Origin of the sequence: Aporhodopirellula rubra (assembly GCF_014192335.1) — a bacterium.
Taxonomy (GTDB): Bacteria; Planctomycetota; Planctomycetia; order Pirellulales; family Pirellulaceae; genus Rhodopirellula; species Rhodopirellula rubra.
Map to the genome: position 1 here is coordinate 1 of NZ_JACHXU010000024.1, position 23,914 is coordinate 23,914.

Here is a 23,914-nt window from a genome sequence, read left to right on the forward strand (position 1 = left end):
GAAGGTGGTTAGTCCGCTGGATCGGTTGGTTCGTGAGCGGGAAGAGGAAGCAGTTAGGCGGGCTTCGGCTTCGTGACGGCACCGTGTTTGGTTTCAACCGATAGGTGAGCTGGCAGGGTCGCACGTCATCTTTGTGTGATCCGGAGTGAATGCCCGGCGATGCTGGACACCGAATCGCCAAACATTACTGTCAAAAGATGCCGCCAACCAAACGCGGCCGGCCGGGGGCGAGGTCGCTAGGGCGATTTCTTTGTCCGAAGAGATAAGGTGCCGACGAAAAGGAGGCCGGTACCGCTGCGGCTTTTCGGTACCGCACACCTTTTTCTCATCGAGAGTTTTCCGCCGACGAGGTGATCGCGTTTTTGCGATCAAAGCGAGATGCTAACGTGCCGGCCTGGAAGCGGATGAAGGTGATCGAAGGTTGAGGGCTTGGGGGAGGGAATTGTGTCGGCCCGTTGGGCCTGGGGTGGCTGTTTTTCGGGACGTTGTTTGGAGCTTGAAGCCTTGATCTTAATCTTTCTCTTAATCTTGATCCTGATCTTTGGTTTTGGGGTGGCGGGAGTTGGGTTTTGGCGGGGTGGGGCTGTTGGGGTTTGATGGGTGCGGGGGCTGACCGAGGGCCTCGGTCAGCAACGGGGGTGGGTGGTTGTTGTGTCGGCCCGTTGGGCCCGGGAATGGCTGGTTTTCTGGGGGAGGTTGTGGGGACAAATTGGCGGAGCAATTTGGCGACTATGTGTGGCTCGTTGGGCCTGGGGGTGGCTGGTATTGGGGGGGATTCTTGATCCTAATCTTTATCTTAATCTTAATCTTAATCCTGATCTTTGGTTTTGGGGTGTGTGGGATTGTGGCGGGCTGCGGCTGTTGGGGCTTGATGGTGTGGGGGGCTGACCGAGGGCCTCGGTCGCCTACGGGGGTGGATGGGTTTTGTGTCGGCCCGTTGGGCCTGGGGGTGGTTGGTTTTTGGGGAGGTTGTGGGGGCAAATTGGCGGAGCAATTTGGCGACTATGGGGTGGCTGGTGTCGGGGGGCGTTGGGCGGTTGGTTATTGGGGTTTGTAGATGGCTTGGCTGTTGAGGGTGATTGTGTTTAGGTTTTGGTCGTAGGAGGCGGTTCCGATGGCGATGATTTTGTCGCCTTGGGCGACTCCGAGAAGGGTTCGGGCGTCGGTGGGGAGTGGGGTGCCGTCTTTGGATACGATGTTGACGATCGCTTTGGGGGCCTTGGACGCTCGGCGTTTGCAGAACGGGCAGTTGTCTTCGTGGTCGGGATCGTCGGCGCCGTGGCCTTCGGCGGGCAATTCGCTCAGCATGAACGTTGCTTGATCTTCTTGAAACGCGGGGAAATCTCCGGCGTCAATTCGGCCGACCAGGACGACTTCGCGGCTCGCGACGGGGGCGGCTTCGGGATCGTCGGACGGTGTGAAGGTTTCGGCGATTTCGGTCAACGATACGGGAGAGTCGGGTTTCTCACTTAGTAAATATTCGTTGGATGTCGGTGAACCGGATTCGTTCTTTGTCGTCGTGTCGCTGGTGCATCCGGGCAGTGCGGTGACGAGAGCGACGGTGGTCACGACTGACAGTGCGACTGTCATTCCTGTTGATGTCGTGAGTGATCGTAAGGCGGTGGCGATCGGGTGATTTGTCATAACAGACATGATTCAGTGACTCGTGGTTAAAGGTGGGCTCTGCGTTCACGCCGAGTTGCGACGCCGATCACGTGCTACGTCCACGCCAGGCGATTTGTTTGCCTGTGAGATGGTTGAAAAACGCGATCCACTGAAGCAGCAGGAAAATTGCGATTGAGAGCGGATGAAGGAGGGCACCGATTACGCTTTGACGAAATTTTCGCGCGGCGACCCAGCGTGGTAAGTGGCTCAGGAAGATTGCCGAGAGGCTGAGTAAGATCGCGAAGCCGATCGCGAACGGGGTTGCGGTGTCGGATTGCCGCGTTAAAGCATATGCGAGTAAGAAGTACGGCAGAACGCTGGCCCCACCGAGCAGCACCGTGAACGGCAACAGCAGGCGTGGGTTTGCGATGCCCTCACTCGCATTTTTGAGTAGTCCGCGAACGACGGCGGTCGGACCGGTGTACATACGGCACGTCGCGAGTCCGGTTCCGTCGACGCAGTCAGTCAGCATTCCGTGTTCGCGATAGACCATCGGTAACCGCAGTCCATCGTGGCGGGTGGCCCGAATCGCTTTGTGCGTTCCGCTGCGCCCGTATGAGTCTCGGTCGGTGAAGAACAATTGCCCGCATCCGGAAGCGTAGGCCGGATGAACGCTGGACCTCATCCGCGAGAACGGCAGGTAGCACAGGAGAATGTAATGCATCATCGGGATCAGCAATTTCTCGAGCAGCGTGCCGGTCTCTTGGTGCGGGAAGGCACTGAGCAGTGATATCGGAGTGTCGAGCGTGTTGGCAGATTGAATCGATTGTGCTTGCCGGCGGGCGAGCTGTTGAAGTGCCGTCGGGGTGAGTCGAACGTCCGCATCGAGGAACAGAAACAGGTCGTACTGCGCGGCATGCGAGAGTCGGTAGCATGCGTGTTGTTTGCCGTTCCATCCGTCGGGTAGGTCGATGCCGTCGAGCAGCCGGACGCGAGGGTCTTCGTCACTCATCGAACGGACGATGTGGGCGGTCGCATCGGTGGAACCGTCGTCGAGCACCACGACTTCCAGGGTCACTCCGGCGTTATCGAGTACGGATTGCACGGACTGCCGAATGCCCGCTTCTTCATCGCGAGCGGGGATGAGCACTGAAACGGCGGGTTGTTCGTCCTCGGGGCTGAGTTGGCCGCCGCGCCAACGGGTGAATTGCGGCAGATTTCCCGCGAACATGATGGAGGCAATGAACGCGAGTAGAAACGAGAGCGTTGGCAACACCCACAACATTAGGAACACGAACCAATTATCCACCGCTCGGGCTCCCGAATTGGTCGCCATGCGATGCATCAAAGCGACGCAATTTCATCCATGATTTGAGGCGGCGGCCCCAATCGTAGATGCCCGATGCGCCTTGTTTGCCGCGGAGCAGATTGTGGAACGGTTCGGAGGATCGGGCGATCACGCGTTCGGCGAGCAGCGTTTGGTTGTCTCGCAACCGAGTGGCGAGATCATCGGCCCAGTCGGCTTTCGTGCGGCCGGGGAATTCCGACAACGCCACACATTCGCCAAATCGGAACAGGCACTCGGGCAAACGTTCTTCCCAGAAGACGTATTCCAATGACAACGGTACGACGAGAGCTTCGCGGGTGCGTGTGCAGAGGTGAGCGAGTCCGGGCATCAGTTCGGCGTCATGGTCGCGCGAATCGGCGAACCGACCCTCGGGGGTCAACCACAATGCGGTCGCCGGTCGACGGAAGAGTTCGGCGGTGGTCTTTAGGAACGCCGCGGCGCCGCGGTTGGAGTGCATCTCGACACCGAAGAAGCCGAGCTTTTCGAACACCTTGTATTTCTGGAGTGCGGCGGCGTCGATCGGGGCGTACAGTTGGCGGGGTTTGAATAAGTGACGATTGATGAAGTGCGCCAACAGCGGATCCCACCAAGAGGGATGGTTGCAGTACACGATCACGGGGACGTCGGGGGCATCGGCGATGACGGGCGGCAGTTCGGTTTGCTCGAACGCGATCGCGTGAAAGTGTCGCTTGAGGTACGTTTCGAGGAAACGATGGAATCCGTTTTGAAACCAGTCCGCGGGTGGTTTGATGATCTCGAGCGGCGTCGCGGATTCGTGCCCGATGGACGTGGATTGTCCGGATGGCGTAGGTGAGGATCCCGCATTCACGCCCTTGACCCTGCGGCGGTGGCGAGTTTACCCGCCCGTGCGTCTTCGTCGAGAGAGTCGGCGGCGATCCATCCGCTCATCAACACCATGGGCATTCCGGGGCCGGGGTGGGCGGCACCGCCGGCGAGATACAAACCGCGGATGTCTCTTCGGCGGTTGCCCGGTTTGAACGCACCGGTGAATTTGCCGTGGCTGGCGAGACCATAGATCGCGCCGTTGAGAACGCGGTAGCGGTTGTGGATCCCTTCAGGGGTCAGGGAGTCTTCCGTTACGATCGCATCGCGAAGGCCGTCCATTCCCGCAGTCCGCTCGAGCTTATCGAGAATGACGTCACGGTAGGCGGGCAGCATTGCTTTCCAGTCGTGTTGTGGGCGCAGGTAAGGCGTGTGGACGAGAATGTACAACGCCTCGCCGCCCTCCGGCGCAACGCCTGGTTCTGAAATGGTGGGGGCACAGACGTAGGCGGTCGGGTCGGGGGCCGGTTCGCCGCGATTGTAAATGGAGTCGAACTCCGCTTCGGGATCTTTTGAGAAGATGAAATTGTGGTGCAGCAATTGTTCATACCGGCGGTTGAGGCCGAGATACAAAACTACGCCGCTGCAGGCCGCCTCGTGACGATTTTTCTTTTCGAACGATTTCGATTCTTCAGTTCCCTGCAATAGTTCTCGGTACGTACGCACCGCGTCGCAGTTGCTGACCACTGCGTCGCAGGGGATCGATTCGCCGGACGCGGTGGTGACGCCGGTGACGCCGGACGGGGACGTTTCGATTTTTAGAATGTCGGTGCCGGTACGAAAGTCAACTCCGAGTTCGGTGCCGAGTTTGATAAGGGCCTCAGGGACGGCGCGGGTACCGCCGATCGGGTACCAGATGCCCTCTTCGGTTTGCATGTGGGCGATTCCGCATAAGACGGCGGGTGACGCGTACGGTGACGAACCGACGTATTGCGTGAAGTGGTCCATCATCTGCGAGACGCGATGCTCGGGCACGTGCGAACGCACCACCGACGCGACGCTGCGTCCCATTCTCAGTGACAGGACGTCTTTGAGAACGGCGGCGGAGAACGCACCTCCGACTTCCATCGTGTCGGCGAGACCACCGATCGATCGCCAAAAGAAAAATCGATCCGAGACGCCGTGGAGTTGCTCGCTGACTTGGAGGAATTTTTCGTAGCCGTTGCCTGCGGAATCGCCGCCCGTGAAATCGCGAAGGTGACGCTTCATCACGTCGACGTTGGCGACAAGATCGAGAACGGTATTTTCCGACGTGCCGGCTTGCGGAGATCCCTCAAAGAAGCAACGCCACTGCGGATCGAGCGGAACGATTTCGAGATAATCGTCCATGTTCCGGTTGGCTTCGGCGAACACTCGTCGCAGCACGCTGGGCAAGGTCAGGATGGTCGGCCCCATGTCAAAGCGATAGCCGTCGGTGTGATGCACGGCAGCTTTGCCGCCGAGCCAATCGTTTTTGTCGCACAAGGTGACACGGTGGCCGCGGGCGGCCAGGACGCATGCCGAGGATAATCCGGCCAGCCCACCTCCGACCACCACCACATGCTGCGGATCACTGGTCGGGCTCGATTGGCGAGTTTCAGGAGCAATCATAACGTGCGATTGTATCGTATTGTGGGTTCGTGAGAGTGGTCAGGAAGACGGCGTGTCAACGTTTGAGTTTTGACAAACGTATTCGGTCGACGGATTGCGGAGGAGGCGATCGATTGAGCGACCTGTTGGCTGTTCGTGAAGGTTCAGCAAACGCAACCGTCGTAAACGGATGCCGGCAACGGGTTGATTGGTGACGAGCAGGATTGCAAAACGGAGGCGGAGTGTCGAACGGTGTTGGTGTGATCGATTTGCAGGCGATTCACGCGACGTGTTCATGGGCTGATGTTGTACCGCGCCGCTGTAGTTAACAGCGCCGTTGTAGTTAACTGCGTCGCCGCGCGGCAGTGGTCAGTCGTCGCAGCGCTTCAAATCGATCGCGAAACCCGCGGCTGTGGTTCAGTTGTAGGACACCGGTCAACAATTCCGCGTCAGAATCGTTGCGGGCTGACAAGTGCGGCGCGATTCGTCCACGTCGTGTGGAGATGACTCGTGGTGTGGTCATCGCGAGCAGGCCTTCGGGGCCACGCGTGACGCCGAATCCGCTGTCGCCGCGTCCGCCGAAGGGCAACCTGGGGTCGGCCGTGGGGGCGACAAGATCGTTGACGACGACCGAACCGACGCTCAGTTGAGAGGCGACGTGGCGAGCGATCGCAGTGGGGCCGAAGACGGAGGCGGCCAAGCGATAGGGGCAGGTGTTGATGACCGTAATTGCGTCGTCGACGGAGTCAACGGGCATGAGTGAGAGAACCGGCGCGAACATATCGGACTGCAGTACGGCGTGTCCTTCGGGAACGTTTGCCATGACGACGGGCGACATCGATCCGGTTTGCCGGACTTCGTCGGCGTTGAATTTCCCGATTCGGTCGACGGCTCCGAGTTCGATCGCAGATTCAATCACATCGGCAACGGTATTTCGGGCGGCGGGGTGGACGATTACTGGATCGGCGGCACGCAACGTTTCGACGAGGCGGTCGATCCATGGAGGTTGTGCGAGTTTGCGGGGATTGGTTGGGATGGTGTGGCCGATGGAGCCGTCGGGCTCGTTCGCGGCGGTGGTTGCGTGAAGGTAGATTGCCCGCCGGGGGCCGATGCAGGTCGCGCCGCTGTTGAAGAGCAGGCCGAACCGGATTGCGGATACGACACGTTCCTGGTCGGCGTCATCGAGAATGAGGGCTGCGTCGACTCCGGAGAGTTCCATGATTGCGGGCGTGAGGTGATCGGCGGCTTGGCGAAGGACGCGTTTTCCCGTGGCGGCCGATCCGGTCAGGACGATCAGGTCGACTCCCGCGTCGATCGCGGAGATTGCCGAGTCGGTGGAGCTGTCGAGGAGCTGCAAAGCATCTTTGGGGATTCCCGCGCGGTGGAACGCGTCGACCATCGCGGAGGTGACGCGTTCGCTGCCGGGAGCGGGTTTGAGCAGGACGCTGTTTCCGGCCGCGAGAGCTTGGGCCGCCTGCACGCCGCTCAAAAAGAGCGGGTAATTCCATGTCCCGAGGATCAGGACGCGGCCCAGCGGAACGCGTTGGACGATACTGCGAACGCCCCACATCCAAATGGGGCGTCGCGAGAGTCCGACGCTGCGTTTTCGGAGCACGCGAGGGCCACGGCGGGCGATCCACCCTAAAGCATCGCACAAGGGGATCAGCTCCGATGCGACGGTCTCAATTTCGTCTCGGCGTTGGTCGTTGCGTGCCTCAGAGACTAAAAGATCGGCACAATGTGCAATTTCATGCCGGACTTTACCGACGATTCGGCAGCGTTCAGCGCTGGACCGCATAGCCCACGACGTCGGTTCGTGATAATTTGTCGCGGCAGTCAATTCGTCCTCGTCAGGTTGGGAAGCCGGGTGACAGATCATCGTACCAGTCAAGCCAGTTCCAAGTGAGTGTCCGGAATCAACTGTTGCCGGGTGTGATCGGTGGATCTCCCGCGATGCGCGAAGTCGATCGTGTGACCCGCAAGGTCGCCGTGAGCAACGCGTCCGTATTGATCTTGGGCGAAACCGGCACGGGTAAAGAACTCGTGGCGTCGGCGATCCATCAACTCAGTCACCGCAGCGGTGGACCGTTTGTGAAGGTTAACTGCGGCGCGTTGAGCGAGAGTTTGCTCGAGAGCGAATTGTTTGGTCACGTTCGCGGATCGTTTACTGGTGCGATTGCGAACCGTGCGGGGCGTTTCGAGGCGGCCGATGGTGGTTCGATCTTCTTGGACGAAATCAACTCGACCACCATGACCCTGCAGGTGAAGTTGCTGCGGGTGTTGCAGGAGAAGGAGTTCGAGCGGGTCGGGGACACAACCACGCACCACACCGACGCACGCGTGATCGCGGCGAGCAACCGCGACCTGATGCGTCAGGTGCACAACGACCGGTTCCGCGAAGACCTTTATTGGCGATTGAATGTGGTGCCGATCGAGATTCCGGCGCTGCGTCATCGGCGCGAAGACATCCCGGCGCTGGTTTCGTTTTTCCTGGATTACTACAACGACATCAACGACCGCTACGTCACGCACATTTCGCCCGAGGTGATGCTGGCCCTGCAGGAATATCACTGGCCGGGGAACGTTCGCGAATTGCAGAACTATGTCGAACGAGCGGTCGTGATGAGCGACACGGACGAATTGACGTTGGACCTTTTGCCGTCGTGTGTGCTCAGCGGTGAACCGTTGGTGAATGAATTCGGCGGATCGTTCGCGGGGAGCGATGAGGGGGCGAGTCTCGCGGGCGGCCATCCGGGCGGGATGGGGTCGCCCGGGGCGATATCACCGGGCCCAATGTCTCCGGGCCCGATGTCACCGGGAGCAATGTCATCAGGTGATTCGCTGGGAGCCGGCGGTGCGATGGGCGGCGGAGGAGTACGTGGGAGTGATCCGGGGTTGGCCGCGGAGAGTCCTGCGGCGTACGTCGATCGCATGGACGTGAAAACTCTGACCCGGTTCGTCGTCTCACGCGGCCTCGCGGAAGCCGATGAAGAAGAGAACGTGCACGCTTCGGTGGTCGATCAAATCGAAAAAGAATTGATCGCTCAGGTGCTCGCGCAGTGCGGAGGCGTTCAAACCAAAGCGGCGGCGCGGTTGGGGATGAATCGCAATACGCTGTACAAGAAGATTAAGCAGTACGAGTTGGGCTAGAAGCTAGAAGCTAGAAGCTAGAAGCTCGTTGCTCGTTGCTCGTTGCTCGTTGCTCGTTGCTCGTTGCTCGTTGCTCGTTTTTTTGCTAGCCCAGACGGGCTGGGCTTTTTTGTTGTAGGCGGCCGTTTTTCGCAGCGGCGTCAACCGTTTTGTAGCAGCGTTAGCGGTTTCGCTATTTTGACTTCCGGAGCTCGGCGGCTTCGGCTTCGAGGCTGGAGATCTCGTTTTCGAGCTCGGCTAATTCGTTCGGGTCGTCGGCCTGCTCTTTCGATCCCGCCAAACGTGGTCGCAGGGTTTGCAGTTTCTTGTTGATGACTTCCAAACGTTTCTTTGCTTTCTTGTCCATACCGCCTTCGATGTCAGTTCGAGTGAGTGGTTTCTTAAAACTCTAATAAAGCTATCACAAAATGGACGACTAAGACATACAGTGTCGCCCACAATACGGTCGCCGTGATGCAGTGGCTGACGTCGCTGGCGGATTGTTTGGGGGTGAGTCCTTGATGGTAGGCGATTCCGGCGGTCCCGAATCCGCACAACGTGTTCTTCAGCAAAACCCAGCCCCAGCCTTTGCCCAGCAGGAACCAACCGACGACCGGCAGGCTCGATCCCCATGCTGCGTTGCCGAGTGCATCGGGGGCGAGTGTGATGCCGCGGAAGAAGTGCTGGTTCCAGAAGTGGATGCCGATCTCGGGGTAGCAAACCACAAACGTCATGCGGCTGATCCAGTGGGATGCGGTGAACGCGAGCCATTCGAGGATGGGAGTTGCGATCAAGAACGCGCCCATGATCGGGACGAGCAAATAGGCCGTGGACCGAATGCCGAACGTTTTCAACGCGTCGATTTGCCCGCCGTATTGTTTCACACCGACGTCCGCGGCCACCGCCGCACCACATCGTGCGGCGATCAACACGGTCGCTAAAACGGGGACCAAGATCCGATAGAGGGCAAAACCGATCGCGGCGAGCAGTTCGTCAATCAGGAGCGGTTGCGTGTACAGCCGAAACGGTAGGAACCGCAGCGTGAAGTAGGTTGTCGTGAACCCGACGATTAGTCCCGCGATTAACAGATAAACGCATCCCGTCGGGCCGCCGACGAGGGCAAGGAAATGCAACAGGAAACGGGCCGCCCATTTCGGTCGCGGTACGATGGGTAAGGCGTCGAAGGGCAAGCGTGCTGCGGCGACCAGGGTGCCACCGGTTGCGCCGAAAAAACGTCCGGCGGTGTCGAGACAACGCCCGCCGAGGTTGTCGATGACTCGCCTCGCGATTCCGCGCGTGTTTGGTCGCGGGTTCGCTGAATCAATGCGGTCGGCCGATGTGGGGAGTGCGACGGCCTGCATCCGTTCGGGGATTTCGTCCCATTGTTCGGGTGGCACTCGTGTGATCGTTTTCGATTTTGAATCGAGCAGCAGGACTTCGTCGGCGATCTTGAGTAATCCCGCATAATCGTGCGTGACGACCAGGCTCGTACGCCCGAACCGACTCTGCGTTTCGCGGATCAACTCGGCGACACGTCTGCCCGTCGCCGCGTCGAGACCCGAAGTCGGTTCGTCATAAAGAATGATCTGAGGATCGGCGGCGAGCGTCCGCGCGATCGCGAGCCGTTGTTTTTGTCCACCACTGAGTGCGGCAACCGGAGGCGACGCGGGGACGCCGAGCAGTTCGAGCCATTCGGATGCGGAGTGCCGTGGAGGCTTGGATCGGTCGGCGCGGTGATCGATCGCGAATTGGATGTTGGCGGTCGGTGTTAGTTCGTCGAACAACGCGAACTGTTGAAAAACGATCCCCGTTCGACCTTGGGAGTGTGCCCCCAGCGGCGTGCCGCCGAGGGTGATTTGGCCCTCCCAGTGGACGGGCGATTGTTGACGCGGAAGAATTCCGGATAGCAATCGCAGCAAGACGGATTTGCCCGCGCCGCTGCCTCCGACCAAGACGGTGATTTTGCCGCCGGCGACCGAAACGGAAACATCACGCAACAACGCATTCGAGGCCGCGGTGACGTTGAGGTTGGAAATCTCGAGTGCATCCTGCACTTTCTGATTCATGAGCGAACGTCCCGGTCAACGCAAACGCGATCACGACCGACGTAGCCGCCGAAATGTTTCCAATATCCGCTGTGGTGGGCGATCGCGTTGAATTGGCTAGGCAAACGTTCGCACAAATTGTGATTGACGACACGTTCGGCAGACAGGTTCGTGTTCTCCTCGAGAACGACTTCACCGGTTCCGACAACGCGGTCCCAGACCGGTGCGATTGAAAGGATGCGGTCGAGTGGCGAGTACATGTTGATCAGGCGTCCGGTAAATCGTTCGGCGACCGATTCCCAACCGCGACGCGAGGCCATCCCGCCCATCAAGACGACGTCTTCGATTCGGAATTTGTCATCGTCCATGGTTTCGAGCGCAGCGCGAGCGACAACGGTGCCGAGGGAGTGGCCGTACAGATACAGCGGCCGGTTTCGGATGCCCGGGATTTGGCTGAGCAGGGCGGGCAGTCGTTGGCCATCGCGGTTGGCGCACCAATAGCGGTGACGAAATTGTCCTGCGCCCACGACCAGTGCACCGCCGGCAAACCCCGCGATCGATCCGATGCCGACGAGCATCTTGCCCGTTCGCATTGCCGGGACGCCGACTCGCACGCCGCGAGCAATCACGCCGACGGAGGCTCCCGCTTCGGACCATTTTCCCGCTGCCCAGTGCACCGCGTAGGTCGATCCGGGCAGCCGAGCGGCCTCGATCAAGGCCGCATCGGGGCGCGAACGGTAACCGGCGATCACCAAATGAATGGGACCGCGGTTCGACTTCGCGATGGGATGCAATCGGACGGTCATGCGGGAGATGCTAGATCGTGGAGGAGAGGGGAGTGTCGTATTGTAACGCAGGCGGTTTGTCGGTTGCTACACGAGAGCCCGTGTGGGCGTGAGTGGTTCGAGCGGTCGAGGCGTTTCCTTGCGGGGTTGGACGCGGGCGACGGGCAGTTCGTCCGTCAGCGGGGACGATTTTGCGAATTTTGTATGTGAAAAGTGCTGCTTGACGGCACAAATCGTTCGGCCGGATAACCGGCACGATGCGCACAACCGGCACCTGTTTCCATTACACTATCGCTCACGCATTTGTTCCCGGATCACCGCCATCGACGTTTGCAACAGGGCATGAGTCACTCTGCTCGGGATTGCAATCGGGCGGGTTAGCCCCACTGAGTCCACTTCGATGACATTTTGGAAATCACAGGCATCTGCCGCCGGCAAATCACGTTCAGCTCAACCGATTGAGGGTGAACGGCCCTGTTCGGCCGAGACACGCCGCCGGCGAAGTCGTCTTCTGTCTGATTCGTCGCGTCGCACCGGATCTTGGCGTCGTTGTCGGATTGAGACGCTGGAAACGCGACAATTGCTCGCCGCCGAAGTCGAGCCGAACGACACGATCGCTCAAGCGACGTTGTTGCCAGCGGGAGATCTCGCCGAGGGGGTTTTGTCTGGCGCGACCGACGTGGACTACTTTCAATTCAACCTCGCCCAAGGCGAACGGTTTTCGCTGAATCCGTTCAATCAAAACGCACCGCGTTTCTCGTCGACGTTGCCTCCGGGGCTCGAGTTGTTCGATGACGACGGGAACCTGTTGGCGACGTCACATGATGGCAGCGACCTGGGGTTCGTCGCGCCCGCGGCGGGGACGTACTACCTCGGTATCTCGTCGAGTAACGCGTTCGGCACCTTTGTCGGTGACTACGGCATGCAGTCGCAAACGGGCACGGGTGCGATCAATACCGAACCGGAACCCAACGGGCCGGAATCAGAGGCTCCTGAGATTGCGTTGGGCATTCCGATCAATGGAACGTTGGACGGCGGCGGTGACATTGATCACTTCTCAATCAACACGCAGCCGGGCGACGTTGTCGTGGTTAGCTTTGCGGGTTTACCGCTGCAGGGCCCCGCGACTGAACTGATCGATGGGTTTGGGAACGTGATCACCAGCGACACGACTGGCAAAGGGTTGTCTGCCACGATTCGAAACGGCGGCACGATCACATTGCGACTGCAACGGTCCGATGCGCTCGATGTGTTGGCACTCGAATACAACATGGTCGTGAACGTACTCAGTGACGCGTTCGTGGCGGAGGAAACGGGCTCGGAACTCTCCGGTGCGTACGAATGGCAACTCGACCGGCCCAGCGGATTGAACAATTGGCAACAGCAGGTTGCCGGCACGATCGAGGACGTCGACGATGTTGACGTCTTTCGTTTCGAAATCGACTCGTTGAGCACGGTGAACTTTCGCTTGGCCCTGAGCGGTTCGGACGCGGTGACCGGCGACGGTAAGTCGATGACGTTGTACAACCAGTACGGCCAATTCCTCGCGGACACTCACTCGAATACGCTCAGCACGAGCCGTCCGGACGCGTTCGCCCCCGGCGTTTATTACTTGGCCGTTTCGGCGAGCTCACCCATTGGCGTTGGTGCGTACGGGGTGCTCGCGAATTTCCAATACAACTTTTCGCCGCAGCGTGATGCGACGACGCACGTTTTTGACTTTGACGACGAGAGCACGTATTTCGGTTTTGATCGTGTTGCCGCGTACGCGGTTGATGAAGCGAGGCCGTATTACATCGGTTCGTTCAACGCGAAGTATGCACCCTATGACGTCAACGCGGTCACCGAGGCGCCCGCGGACGGGAACGAGCGAATCACGCAGGGGATCGGCGACTTTGGCGATTTCGGTGCCGGCGGGTTAGGCAGTTCGCGTGGAGGCCAACGCAGTGCCAACGGGTTGGCGATGACGGGGGCGACGGAAACGAGCGTTGGTGCACTCTCGGCACTCTCGACGAATACGGTGAATCATGAATTCGGCCACGCCGCGGGACTGCCGCACGCGCGAGACGTCCAGGCGTTCATGTCGTATGTCGGGCGGACGGAATATTTGTCCACGGGCAGCATTTTTGCGTTCGAAGGGACGGACTCTCGCCAACCGGGCAGCCAGGTCAACAACCATCGCAATTACATCGATTGGAATTTGCAGGCGGGGGCGCAAGTCATCGTGGAAGAAACACGCGATAGCGATGGGAACGAAGTCGCCGTTTCGCTCGATCGCTATCTGCAAGAAATGACGATCGATCATCAGGTGTCGCAAACGATCGAGTTGGAACAGCGTCCCGTTTTTGTCCGAGCGGGGGACTTTGACGGAGACGGTGGCGACGATGTGGTTTCGTTGCAACAGGGATCGAACCAGTTGCACACGTATTTGTCGGCCGCCGATGGGACACTCGGCGAGGCCGTGGTGACTGAAATCACGAGTACGTTTAACTTTGCGACCGAGCCGATTTCGATCGGTGACTTTAATAATGACGGTCGCGATGATGTGGCGATCGGAATGTCGAGCGAGGCGCAGGTGCTGATCTTGTTGGCGGGAGCAGGCGGTGTGCTCGCAGCGGGAACGCCGTTGACGACGTCGGGCAGCAATAGTGCAACAACGACCGCTGATTTGGACGGTGACGGAAACCTTGATATCGCAACGACGTCGTTCGGCGGCCAATTGACAGTGTTCTTGGGCGACGGAGACGGGACGTTTGGTGAAGCAGCGGAGTACACCACCGTCGCGAGTCCATCGTCGCTCGATGCGGGGGACTACAACGGTGACGGCAATCTCGATCTGCTGGTCGCGAGCAACGCGTCGGCGAGTGTGTCGCTGCATCGCAACGCCGGATTTGGCAGTTTCGTTCGCGGCGACTCTGTCGAGATTACTGAGTTTTCCACCGGGATCGCAGTCGCGGACTTCAATAACGACACCGCCGCGGACTTTGCCGTCGTCAGTGGCAATGGGGCGCTGTTGGAAATCTATCAGTCTTTCGGTAACGGTGAGTTCGGTTTGTTGGCGAGCGAATCGATGACAAACGAGCCGCATGAGATTTCCGCGGACGACATTGATGGCGACGGCGCGGTTGATTTGTTGGTGGGAGGTTGGCGTTATTCCGCGAGCGTGTTGCTCGGCGACAATGAAGGCGGTTTCACGCGTCCGGTCTGGACCAGTGGCACGAACTGGAACGAGTACTCGATCGTGGCCGCGGATTTGGACGGCACCGGGCCCAAAGAGTTCATCACCGCGGACGCAAACAACAATGCACTGACGGTGTCGACGCAATCGGCAGACAACCCTCAGAACGATAAAGTCGTCGTGTTCGCGTCTCTCGAGGGAGTGGACGACGTTGACCGGTACACGTTCGATCCAACGGGCGAAACGGTGTGGGACGTCGACATCGATTCGGCTGAGTTTCAAATGCCACTGGATGCAATTTTGACCATCCGTGACGGTTCGGGGAATGTGATCGCGCGGAGCGATGATGCCGTCGATCGGCAATCGGGAATCGTTTCGGTGGACCCGTACATCCGTTTGGATTTCGGCGGGGCTGGATTGATTCCGGCGGGACCGCTGACGATCGAAGTGACCGGTCGCAATGGTTCTTCGGCGTCGTATCGGATGAAGTTGACACCGGGCAGTGCCATGGAAACCGACGCGCCACGCGTGATCGGGATCTCGCCTGACAACGGCGCGGTGTTGAACACGACGAACCAAATTCTCGTGCTGCTCGACGACATTATTGACTCGGACACCATCAACAGCGACACGGTGCGCGTGACCAATGCTTCGGGGCAACGGGTCAGCGGTTCGGCTCGCGTTAATTCACTCGCGGGCACGTTGGTTTGGACGGCGACGTTGCCGTTGCCGGTGGGGACCTACACGGTTACGCTCGATGGGATCGCTGATTTCAACGGGAATACGCTCGACGGTGAAGTCGCCGCGGACTTCGCCTTCCCTCTCGTCAGTGGCAACGGGACTGAGGGTGGTGCGTTCACGTCGACGTTCACGATTGCCTCAGAGGATGTCACTCCCGTTTCGGTGTTTTCGGTGAACTACAGCCGCGACCCTTATCAACGGGGGCAATTCACGTTGGGGCTGACGGACCAGCTATCGTTGTCGTCGGTTCGATCGTCCGCGTTCACGCTTCATGGTGCCGGTGGCGATCTCTCCTTTGGAACGGCCGATGATACGTTCCAGCCGCTCGACGCGGTTTACGATTCGATCGCGATGACCCGCCGGGCTCCGTTGACGCTCTACACCCGGGGGATTCCGGACTCGGGGTTGTACCGCATCGAAGGTCGCGTTACCGACGGAGCCGGCTATACGGTGAACTTGAGTGAGGAAGTCGCGGTGACGGGAACGGTGCCCGCCGCCGTGTTGTATCAAGACGCTGCTGGCACGCAGCCGGGATTGGTCGGCAGTTACGTCGACGCGTCGCTGCGTGACGTCGCGGCAGTGGAAGATTGGCGAGAAACGCAGACGATTGCGGGCACGCGTGTCGACGAATCGATTACGTTCGTAAATCAAGGCGATTTTGGATCGCGGGAAGAAGTCGGCGTGACCGGTGGCACCGACGATAATTGGGAGAACTTTTCGGTTCAGTGGGATGGTTACATTGCTGTTCCGGAAGACGGAGTGCAGTTACTCACACGCAGCGACGACGGAAGTCGGGTGATCGTTGATATCGACGGCAATGGCGTGTTCGGTAACACCGCAGCCGAAATCGCGGACAACGGTTGGGGCAGTGGCCACGGTTACGTTGCGGGGTCGCCGTCGGCACCACTGCTCGCGGGCACCTATGCGATCCGGATTCAGTATGAAGAGGCTTCCGCGGGTGAAGCAATTTCGTTGGAGTGGATTCGGCCCACTCGGGCAGTCGATACGCTCGGTCTGGTCCACGGTCCGGCCATCGTTGGCACGTCACTCGCCTCGGGAACGCATCGGACGGACCCCGGTTTGGACGGCGGCACGACCGACCGACTTGATTCCTTCTCCGTGACGTTCAGCGGCTCGATTGATCCGGAAACTTTGACGACGGACAATCTGCGTCTGCGGCGCAGCGACGATTCGTTGTTCTTTGACCCGTTCGATGACATCATTGAGGACGCCGATGGCATTGTGCAGTGGAACGCGACGACCTTCACCGCAACGTTGAACTTTGCCGAACCGCTGCAAGCAGGTTTCTATCTACTCGAGGCCAATGGAGAACTGGGCGGGATCGCCAATACGGCCGGTTCGTTGCTCGACGGCGAATTCCTGAGTAGCCACATTCCAGGTAATACCGACGCCGCGATTTGGACGCAGACACCGTCGGGGGACGGAATCGCCGGTGGAACGTACCGAAGCACGTTCTCGTATTCGCCGCCACGTTTGGCGGTTGATGTGCAAGACGTTTTGATTAGCGAAAATGGTGGCACGGGGACGGTCACGGTTTCGCGTTTGTTTGCGGACACGTCAGAAGTAGTGATCGTGAATCTGTCGAGTTCGGATCGTACCGAATTGACGGTGCCTCCCAACGTCACGATCCCCGCGGGAGCTGAATCGGTCACGTTCATTGTTAACGCGATCGACGACACGCTGTTCGACGGAACGCAGAAGGTGACCATCACCGCACGAGCCGCGGGAATTGAACCCGGTGACGGCGAGATCGGGGTTACTGATTACGAATCCCTGTTGATGGCGTTGGCGGATTTGTCGATCAGTGAGCGGGGTGGGGCGACGGAATTGATTTTGAATCGAATCGATGCCTCGGTGGAACAGACGATTTACCTCAGCGTTGACGACACGAGCGAAGCCTCCATCTCGGCTTCGGTGACGTTTGAAGAAGGCCAACGAACGATCCGTGTTCCCATCACAGCGTTGGATGACCAGATTCTCGATGGGACTCAGTTCGTGACGATCACTTCATCAGGAGTGGGCTTGGTCGACGAGAGTATTGATCTCGCGGTGACGGATTACGAAACGTTGGCGATCGAACTCGACAGCACCAGTGTGGTGGAGAACGGTGGAACGATCACCGGAGTGCTGCATCGTAGTGATCCGAACGGAAACCTGACCGCTCAACTGTTTTCGGATCCGTCCGACGCGTTCACGCAGCAGCTCACCGTCACGTTCCTTAGCGGCAGCACCTCGTCGTTACCGTTTGAGCTGACGGCGCGTGATAACACGGTGCTCGACGGGAGTCGGTCCGCATCAATAATCGCATCGGCGGGCGGCTACGTTTCGGCAAACACCGCAATCGAAATTTTGGATTATGAGCCGCTGTCGATCGTTTTCGATGACCCCGCATCTCCTGTCGAAATCAGCGAAAAGGATGGCGTTGCGGTGGTGCGAGTTCGAAGGACCGACAGCAGCGGTGCACTCGAAGGCACGCTCAGCGTCGATCCGAGTGGTGGGGTCTCCTTCGCATCGGCGGTGCATTTTGTGGACGGCGATTTGTTATCAACGCCAATCGCACTCAATGCGATCGATGACGATTTCCTGACTGGAACACGGATGTTCGTCCTCACGGCGTCTGCACCTGATTACGTCGACGCGACGGCGGAAATGGCGGTGTCGGATTACGAGGAATTGTCGACCCAACTCGTCCGCGCCGATGGTTCGGCGATCACTGACAACACGGTCTTAGAAGACGCGGAGACGGTTTTCGTTCGGGTCAGTCTGCCGCGGGCGGTGACGTTTGAAAACGGGCCTCTGGATGTCGCGATCACGACAACATCACCGCAGTCGGTTGAGATTCCGGCGTCGGTCAAGGTTTTGGTCGGACAATCGTTTGTGGACGTCCCCGTTGATCCTGTTGATAACGAAGTCGTGGGCGGGAATCGATCGTTCCAGATCATTGCCGATGCGATCGGCTATCAGTCGTCGGAAATCGGGATGACGATTAACGAAGACGATGTGCCTGAGTTGACCGCGGAGTTGGTGTTTCCGGTCGGTCAGGCGGGCGCTTCACAGAACACGCTTCCTGAATCAAACGGCGCAGGCACGTTGGTGTTGACGCGGAATACGATCAGTCAGGTTACGGTACGGCTGAGCACGTCGCCGAATGAGCAGTTGACATGGCCGACGTTGGTGACGTTCCCTCGCGGGCACCGGAGAATCGAAATTCCGATTGCGACACGAGACAATGGCGTTGTCGATGGAAACCGTCCGTTCACCTTGACGGTGCGTGCGACCGGACATCCGACAACGGAAGTGACTTCGACGATCATCGATGACGAGGTCGCCGGGTTGGTTGTTTTGGATGAAGCGGGCCAAACAATCGCCGGCCAAATTCGATTGACGGAGTCTGCGGAAGGATTGGACGCGTCTTCGAAAACGCTCGGCCTCACCCTCGCATCGGCCCCACTTTCGGACGTGCGATTGAGAGTGAATGCGCCGGCAAGGCTCGGCGTGGAAGTGAACGATTCTCAGGCGACGGAGTTGACGTTCACGCCGTTTGACTGGGACGTTCCGCAAGAGGTTCGTGTGTTTGCACTGGATGACTCACGAGCGAGTGGCGACGAAAGTTCCGTGGTGTCGATCGAGGTGATCGATAGCGAATCGGATGAGCATTTCCGCGGTGTGCCGCCGAAACAACTCGAGGTCGTTGTTGTCGACAATGACCGGGCATCGATCTTGATCAACGAGACCCTCGGCAATACCTACGCGAGCGAACTGGGACTTCCGGCGGACTCGTTCTCGGTGACTTTGGGGGCGCAGCCAACGGCTCCTGTGACGTTGACGTTCGATAATTCGGCCATCGACAGCGTCGAGGTGTCACCCAATTCGCTGACCTTTACTCCCGAGAATTGGAATATCCCTCAAACCGTCGATGTCGTGACTGACCTGGACTTTGATGCCGATGGTCACGACATCGGGTTGATCTATCTCGATGTTTCCGATTCAACGCTAGCGTACGGGTACCCTGACATCGGTCGGCGACGTTTGTCGGTTATTCATGTCGATGCTGAACTCAGCGATCTGCATGTTCGCCGCGTTGATGATGAATTTGTACTCGTCGATGAAGTGACCGGAATGACGTTGATCACCCAACCGGTCTCCTCGTCGGTGTTCACGACAGGGCTGCGTGGCGAAACGATTACGGTGGATCCCGACACGGGTGCCGAAACGATTGCACTGAACACGTCCGGTGGTGACGACCATATCATGATCGGTTCACCGACGCGTGTGACGATTGATGGATCGCTGGGGTACGACACGTTGCATCTGGATATCGATGGGTTCGAGTATTCTCCCGCGACGATTCCCGCATTCAACGCGGACACCTTTTTAGCGGTGAAAAATATCGAAGAAATCAACACGGTTGGCGACGGCACGCAGACACTCGTGATCGGTAGTGGAGCAGTTCAGGCGATGACAGACTCGCGAAACATACTTTTCTTGCGAGTTGACGCGACCGATGTATTGGATCTCGGTGATGAGTGGTCGGTTGACGTTCCCGTGTTAACGGAGGGAGTTCCGGCGCATCAATTGACATCTAACGGTGCGACGTTGCGGTTGGCCGCGAGTGCCATTTGGCAGAACCCGCTGCTCGCGCCGGATGTTAACCGAAGCGGTGGCGTGTCATCGCTCGATCCGCTGTTGATTATCAATCGGTTGAATCAGAACGGCGAAGGAGAACTGCCGGACGCGTTGAGCGGCGAGTTTGCGTCCGGTTTAACCAGCGATACGATGTTCTACTACGACGTCAGTGGCGACGGGATTGTCTCGGCACTCGATGCGTTGCAAGCGATCAATTACCTCAACGCGATGGATGCCGGTTCGGCGCCCGCGTCCGAGCCCGTCGATATCTCGCCGATGGTCCCGGTCGGTATGACGACGATCGTGGTCAGCGGTTTACCGACATCGGAAACGCGATCGGTCGTATCGGAGCTGGACTCGACAGAGACGCTCTGGGACGAATCGCTCGCCTTCGTTTCCCAAACGTCGCCTTCGGCACATGCGCTCGACGTTGCGAGTGATGTCATTGCCACTTTGCCCGGCGAAGATGGCAATGATTCGGAATCACGTGACTTGTTGTTCGGACTCGAGGAAGAATTCGCCACATCGATCGACGCATTCGATCGCTAAACTTTCCCATTGCCGTAGCCACCCCGACGGTGGACTGTTTGGTAGCCACCGTCACCCAGCGGTGGCCTATGTTCTGGCAAACGTAGCAAGGTATGAAACCCGCATCATTAACAGAAACGCTCTTGCGATCTTCTTTTAGGAAATGCGTTTGAGACGTGACTGGGAGTGGGTGTCGTGACATTCACTCGGATCGTGAGTGCCACGAACGCAACTTTGATTCGATGAAGTCGATCGTTTGTTGATGTTGTTCGGCGCCGCGCCCTGACATGACAATCGGCTCGCCGAATGCAAAGCGTACTTTCTTGGTTGGAAGGATCGGGCCAAAGTCCTTGATCCGTTTTCCGTTGCTCCATGCGTCAGTCATCAACGCGAGCGGCACGATCGGAACGCGCGCTTTCAAAGCTAGTTTCGCGCCGATCGTGTTGAAGTTCTCGGGCTCAAACGTTTTCGACCGGGTCGTTTGTGGAAAGACGACAATTGACCTGCCGTTGCTAAGCCGTTCGGTTCCGCCCTGCATCACCGATTTGAAATCTTCTCGCGGATTGTCACGAGTCACGGCGATCGGATCGCGTGATCGGAGGATGTGACGAAAGACTGGGTAATCCAAGAGGCTTTGTTTGACGACGAATGTGACGTCCTTGACGGGTTGAACGATCGCCGGCAATACGATCGTCTCGAGCATGCTCATGTGATTGCCAACAATCACGCACGGCGAGTCGAGTTGTCGAAGATGTTCGACACCGCTGATCTCGACGTTGACGCCGACGGATTCGAGGGCCGTGAGAACGTGATGGCTGGTTTCGCTCCAGCGTGCCGCGTCGTACTTCCCTTTGCGTGCCTGTCCGCTCGAGCGGTAGACGTTGGTCAAAAATTTCCAGTAGAAAACCGGCGTCGGGGCGATCCGTGAGAAAAACGAAACCTTGTGCGGTGGCGTCGTGTATAGGTTGTCTTGGTAAGCTAACAGTTCGGTGTCGAGATTGGCTGTATTTGCGGGCATGACTGGACGGAGGGTTAATCAAAATTTGTCTCGGCGATGCAGCGGCGTCGCCATCTGATCGCAGAGGCTAAAGCATCGTTGCGATTTGCGTAAGTCGCCCACTTCGAGTCACGCAGCGATCAGGGAGCGGCGACGAGAGGCTTCGTGCCCGCGAACGTGTTGATCGCGTGTTTGTGTTATGTATTCAGCCGCATTCAGGGATGCGGAGATCTACATCGGGAGTTATTGATTCGCCGTGGGCAGCGTGATCTGTTGGACCGCTTCGCCGATGGTGGCATCCGAATTGCCGTCCGCCATCAGGCTGGCATGCAACGCGTAACGCCCTGAGTCGCTGAAGTCTTCCTGCACGACAAACTTGACGATCCCGTTCGCTAACCCGGCGTTTGCCTCGATTGTCGTTTGGGAAACAACACTATCGCCATGTCGGAGTGTCAGTCGAACTTGCCGATCTTGGTTAGCTGCGTAGATGATCGGAACGGCAAGGGCGTTGTCACGGTCGTCAAAGATCACCTCGCCGCCGAACTCGATTCGTTCTTGGAATGCGTCGACGATGGGCGGTTGCTCAAGGATATCCGGGTTTGATTCGCGGATCACAAAATTGTCGAAATAGCCTTCGTGGTCTTCTCCCGACGAAGACACCTCGATCCGAATGTTTCCACTTTTGGGAGTTCGGAATCGGAAGGATTTGCGTTCGTATTGCTGTTCGGTGACCTTCGCGGTGAAAGTGTCGTCTGACTTCAAGACGCACGTGAACGTGCTGCCGGGGGTGACTTTTGCGTAGCAAGAATAATCGTAATCGGTCTCAGGTTTGAGCAAGACCAAACGCGACAACAATGCCGCCCCGTGTAGACGAACCGCATACTTCCCGTCGTGGACATGTTCGGGTGAGGACACAACCGAGCGTGATCCGCCACGTCCTTTCCATTGATCCAAATCACCTGTTTCAAAACCGCCGTTGGTCGCCATGTTGGGGTTTGGCTCGGCAGCATAGGACGCGTCAAAATCAACGAGCGAATATCCTCGCACCCAATCGTAAACGGCAACGGATTTCACCGGATCGGCGAGTTCTTCGTCGGTCGGCAATTCGATCCATGGGAAGGGGTGAGTTTCCGAAACGAGGTTCATCCGCATCGGTTTGTCGAACGGCGTGTCGCTGATCTTGTTGTAGAACGTTTGGTGTTTGGCGGGGCCGTTGTCGTAGTAGTAACTCGCCTCGGTAGCGTCTTTCCACCATCCGCCGTAGACGTGGAATGCGGCGGACGCCAATCCGGGATCTTCAAATGTGACTTGGTCAGCACGGTGGTCGTGTTTCTCGCCATCGCAGTCGGTGTACCAGTAGTGTCCGTTGGAGTGCATTCCGCTGGCGAAGTATTTCCCGTCGAAATCGCCGCGGCGTCCGACGCATTCTTGGATGTCCCATTCCTGACCGTAGGAGTCGCAGCCGTTGGGGCCGATCCCGCCACCGCCGGAAAACCAGAACGTGGTCGACATCGTTGTCGCAGCTGCTTTGCATCGGCACTCGTAGTAGCCAAAGTGGCCCGAGTTCTTAGACACGACGGCCCCGCCCGCGATCGTATAGACGTCCTTGTGTCCCCGCCCTCGCCGAACCACGATTTCTTCTTTCAGTTTCTCGCCACGAATTTGCAGGAAACCATCCGCGACGGAAACTTGTGACGGCAGAAAGATCCCCGGCTCGCGTCCACGCCATGTCGGGTGATGATCGAGCCATTTGGAATTGTCCAATTCTGTTCCGTTGAACTCGTCGGACAAATTCGGGTTCAGCACCCAACGTTTTCCAACGGGCGGCAACGGGGGTTCTGCGTGGAGTGAACCGCAAAAGCTTAAGACGACGATAACGCAAATTGCTTTCTTGATCATGACGCTCGGTGACATGGGCACGAAGGTGGGGTGAACGCAACGCAGGGTCATGGTTGGTTTCGTCGGCGTGTCAACGTATGTTGCGCGCGAGAGGCCGCGCCGTTCGCAACTCGGACACGATGAAGACAACCAACGGGTTGCGTGATTGGGTGGGTGGGGATTTCGAGAGGTGGGAACAACGCAGCGCCGCTCGACCGAAGGGACTCGCCGTGCAATTTGACCGATGGGGTCAACAATTACTCGCCGCGATACAGCGAAGCGGAGTCAGCGATATAGAGCATGCACGATGTGGTCCAATGCTCTCGTTGGACGATGCGCCGCGTGCATTGTCGTTCCAACATTATCACAAATTCATTGTGACGCTACTGCGAGAAGGCGATTTTCTGACCGCCGCTGGCGAGATGTCCGGCGACGTCTCAGTCAAGCGATCAACGACACGGTAATCAATAGACCAGGACGCGTTTTTCGCATTGCGAAAGACGGTATTTTCGCGTCGATCTACGCGAGACGACTGCGTGAATTCCCGCGGGTCGATTCACGCGGCCATTCGTCGCATCCGTTAGCGAATCGCCGTTAGCGAATCGCCGTTCGTGGATGCGG

13 protein-coding genes are annotated in these 23,914 nt (G+C 58.4%); 3 read left to right on the forward strand and 10 right to left on the reverse strand.

The features are described from left to right. Positions 1 to 1,041: 1,041 nt before the first annotated feature. From FHS27_RS24685 to FHS27_RS24705, 5 genes are all read right to left on the reverse strand, one after another. The gene (locus FHS27_RS24685; RefSeq protein WP_246420836.1) at positions 1,042 to 1,653 is read right to left on the reverse strand and encodes a hypothetical protein; all 612 of its coding nucleotides are present in this window, start codon (positions 1,651 to 1,653) and stop codon (positions 1,042 to 1,044) included. 58 nt (positions 1,654 to 1,711) lie between these two features. Continuing rightward, a complete protein-coding gene (locus tag FHS27_RS24690) occupies positions 1,712 to 2,890 on the reverse strand; it encodes a glycosyltransferase (protein WP_184308199.1) in 1,179 nt (392 codons plus the stop codon). Positions 2,891 to 2,906: 16 nt separating this feature from the next. Continuing rightward, positions 2,907 to 3,782 (reverse strand): lysophospholipid acyltransferase family protein, encoded by an 876-nt coding sequence (locus FHS27_RS24695; protein ID WP_315854681.1) that lies wholly within the window; start codon positions 3,780 to 3,782, stop codon positions 2,907 to 2,909. Further along, on the reverse strand, positions 3,779 to 5,386 hold the full coding sequence (locus tag FHS27_RS24700) for a phytoene desaturase family protein (RefSeq protein ID WP_184308083.1): 1,608 nt from the start codon (positions 5,384 to 5,386) through the stop codon (positions 3,779 to 3,781). Before FHS27_RS24700 ends, FHS27_RS24695 begins: the two co-directional genes overlap by 4 nt. Before the next feature lie 322 nt (positions 5,387 to 5,708). Then, positions 5,709 to 7,256, reverse strand: coding sequence for an aldehyde dehydrogenase family protein (locus tag FHS27_RS24705; protein ID WP_246420845.1), 1,548 nt, complete (start codon positions 7,254 to 7,256; stop codon positions 5,709 to 5,711). 11 nt (positions 7,257 to 7,267) lie between these two features. Here FHS27_RS24705 and FHS27_RS24710 point away from each other — a divergent pair, with 11 nt between their 5' ends. After that, complete coding sequence (locus FHS27_RS24710) at positions 7,268 to 8,515, forward strand: sigma-54 interaction domain-containing protein (RefSeq protein ID WP_184308085.1); 1,248 nt, start codon at positions 7,268 to 7,270, stop codon at positions 8,513 to 8,515. Between the two features lie 172 nt (positions 8,516 to 8,687). On the opposite strand, the gene FHS27_RS24715 is transcribed toward FHS27_RS24710, so the two are convergent. Genes FHS27_RS24715 through FHS27_RS24725 form a run of 3 tightly spaced genes read right to left on the reverse strand, consistent with a single transcriptional unit; the run spans position 8,688 to position 11,345 of the window. Continuing rightward, the gene (locus FHS27_RS24715; RefSeq protein ID WP_009102029.1) at positions 8,688 to 8,861 is read right to left on the reverse strand and encodes a hypothetical protein; all 174 of its coding nucleotides are present in this window, start codon (positions 8,859 to 8,861) and stop codon (positions 8,688 to 8,690) included. 34 nt (positions 8,862 to 8,895) lie between these two features. Continuing rightward, positions 8,896 to 10,560, reverse strand: coding sequence for an ATP-binding cassette domain-containing protein (locus FHS27_RS24720; RefSeq protein WP_221225367.1), 1,665 nt, complete (start codon positions 10,558 to 10,560; stop codon positions 8,896 to 8,898). Next, positions 10,557 to 11,345: a DUF726 domain-containing protein gene (locus FHS27_RS24725; protein ID WP_184308087.1), complete on the reverse strand. Its 789-nt coding sequence runs from the start codon at positions 11,343 to 11,345 to the stop codon at positions 10,557 to 10,559. The genes FHS27_RS24720 and FHS27_RS24725 overlap by 4 nt, the downstream gene beginning before the upstream one ends. A gap of 379 nt (positions 11,346 to 11,724) precedes the next feature. On the opposite strand from FHS27_RS24725, the gene FHS27_RS24730 reads away from it, so the two are divergent. Continuing rightward, on the forward strand, positions 11,725 to 20,439 hold the full coding sequence (locus FHS27_RS24730; RefSeq protein WP_184308092.1) for an FG-GAP-like repeat-containing protein: 8,715 nt from the start codon (positions 11,725 to 11,727) through the stop codon (positions 20,437 to 20,439). A 181-nt stretch (positions 20,440 to 20,620) separates the two neighbouring features. Here the strand turns inward: FHS27_RS24730 and FHS27_RS24735 are convergent, their stop codons facing one another. Both FHS27_RS24735 and FHS27_RS24740 read right to left on the reverse strand, forming a co-directional pair. After that, on the reverse strand, positions 20,621 to 21,436 hold the full coding sequence (locus tag FHS27_RS24735; protein ID WP_184308094.1) for a lysophospholipid acyltransferase family protein: 816 nt from the start codon (positions 21,434 to 21,436) through the stop codon (positions 20,621 to 20,623). A 222-nt stretch (positions 21,437 to 21,658) separates the two neighbouring features. Then, positions 21,659 to 23,221: a carbohydrate binding domain-containing protein gene (locus tag FHS27_RS24740; protein ID WP_315854682.1), complete on the reverse strand. Its 1,563-nt coding sequence runs from the start codon at positions 23,219 to 23,221 to the stop codon at positions 21,659 to 21,661. Positions 23,222 to 23,433: 212 nt separating this feature from the next. Here FHS27_RS24740 and FHS27_RS24745 point away from each other — a divergent pair, with 212 nt between their 5' ends. Beyond that, positions 23,434 to 23,757: a hypothetical protein gene (locus tag FHS27_RS24745; RefSeq protein ID WP_184308096.1), complete on the forward strand. Its 324-nt coding sequence runs from the start codon at positions 23,434 to 23,436 to the stop codon at positions 23,755 to 23,757. The last annotated feature ends 157 nt before the right edge of the window (positions 23,758 to 23,914 follow it).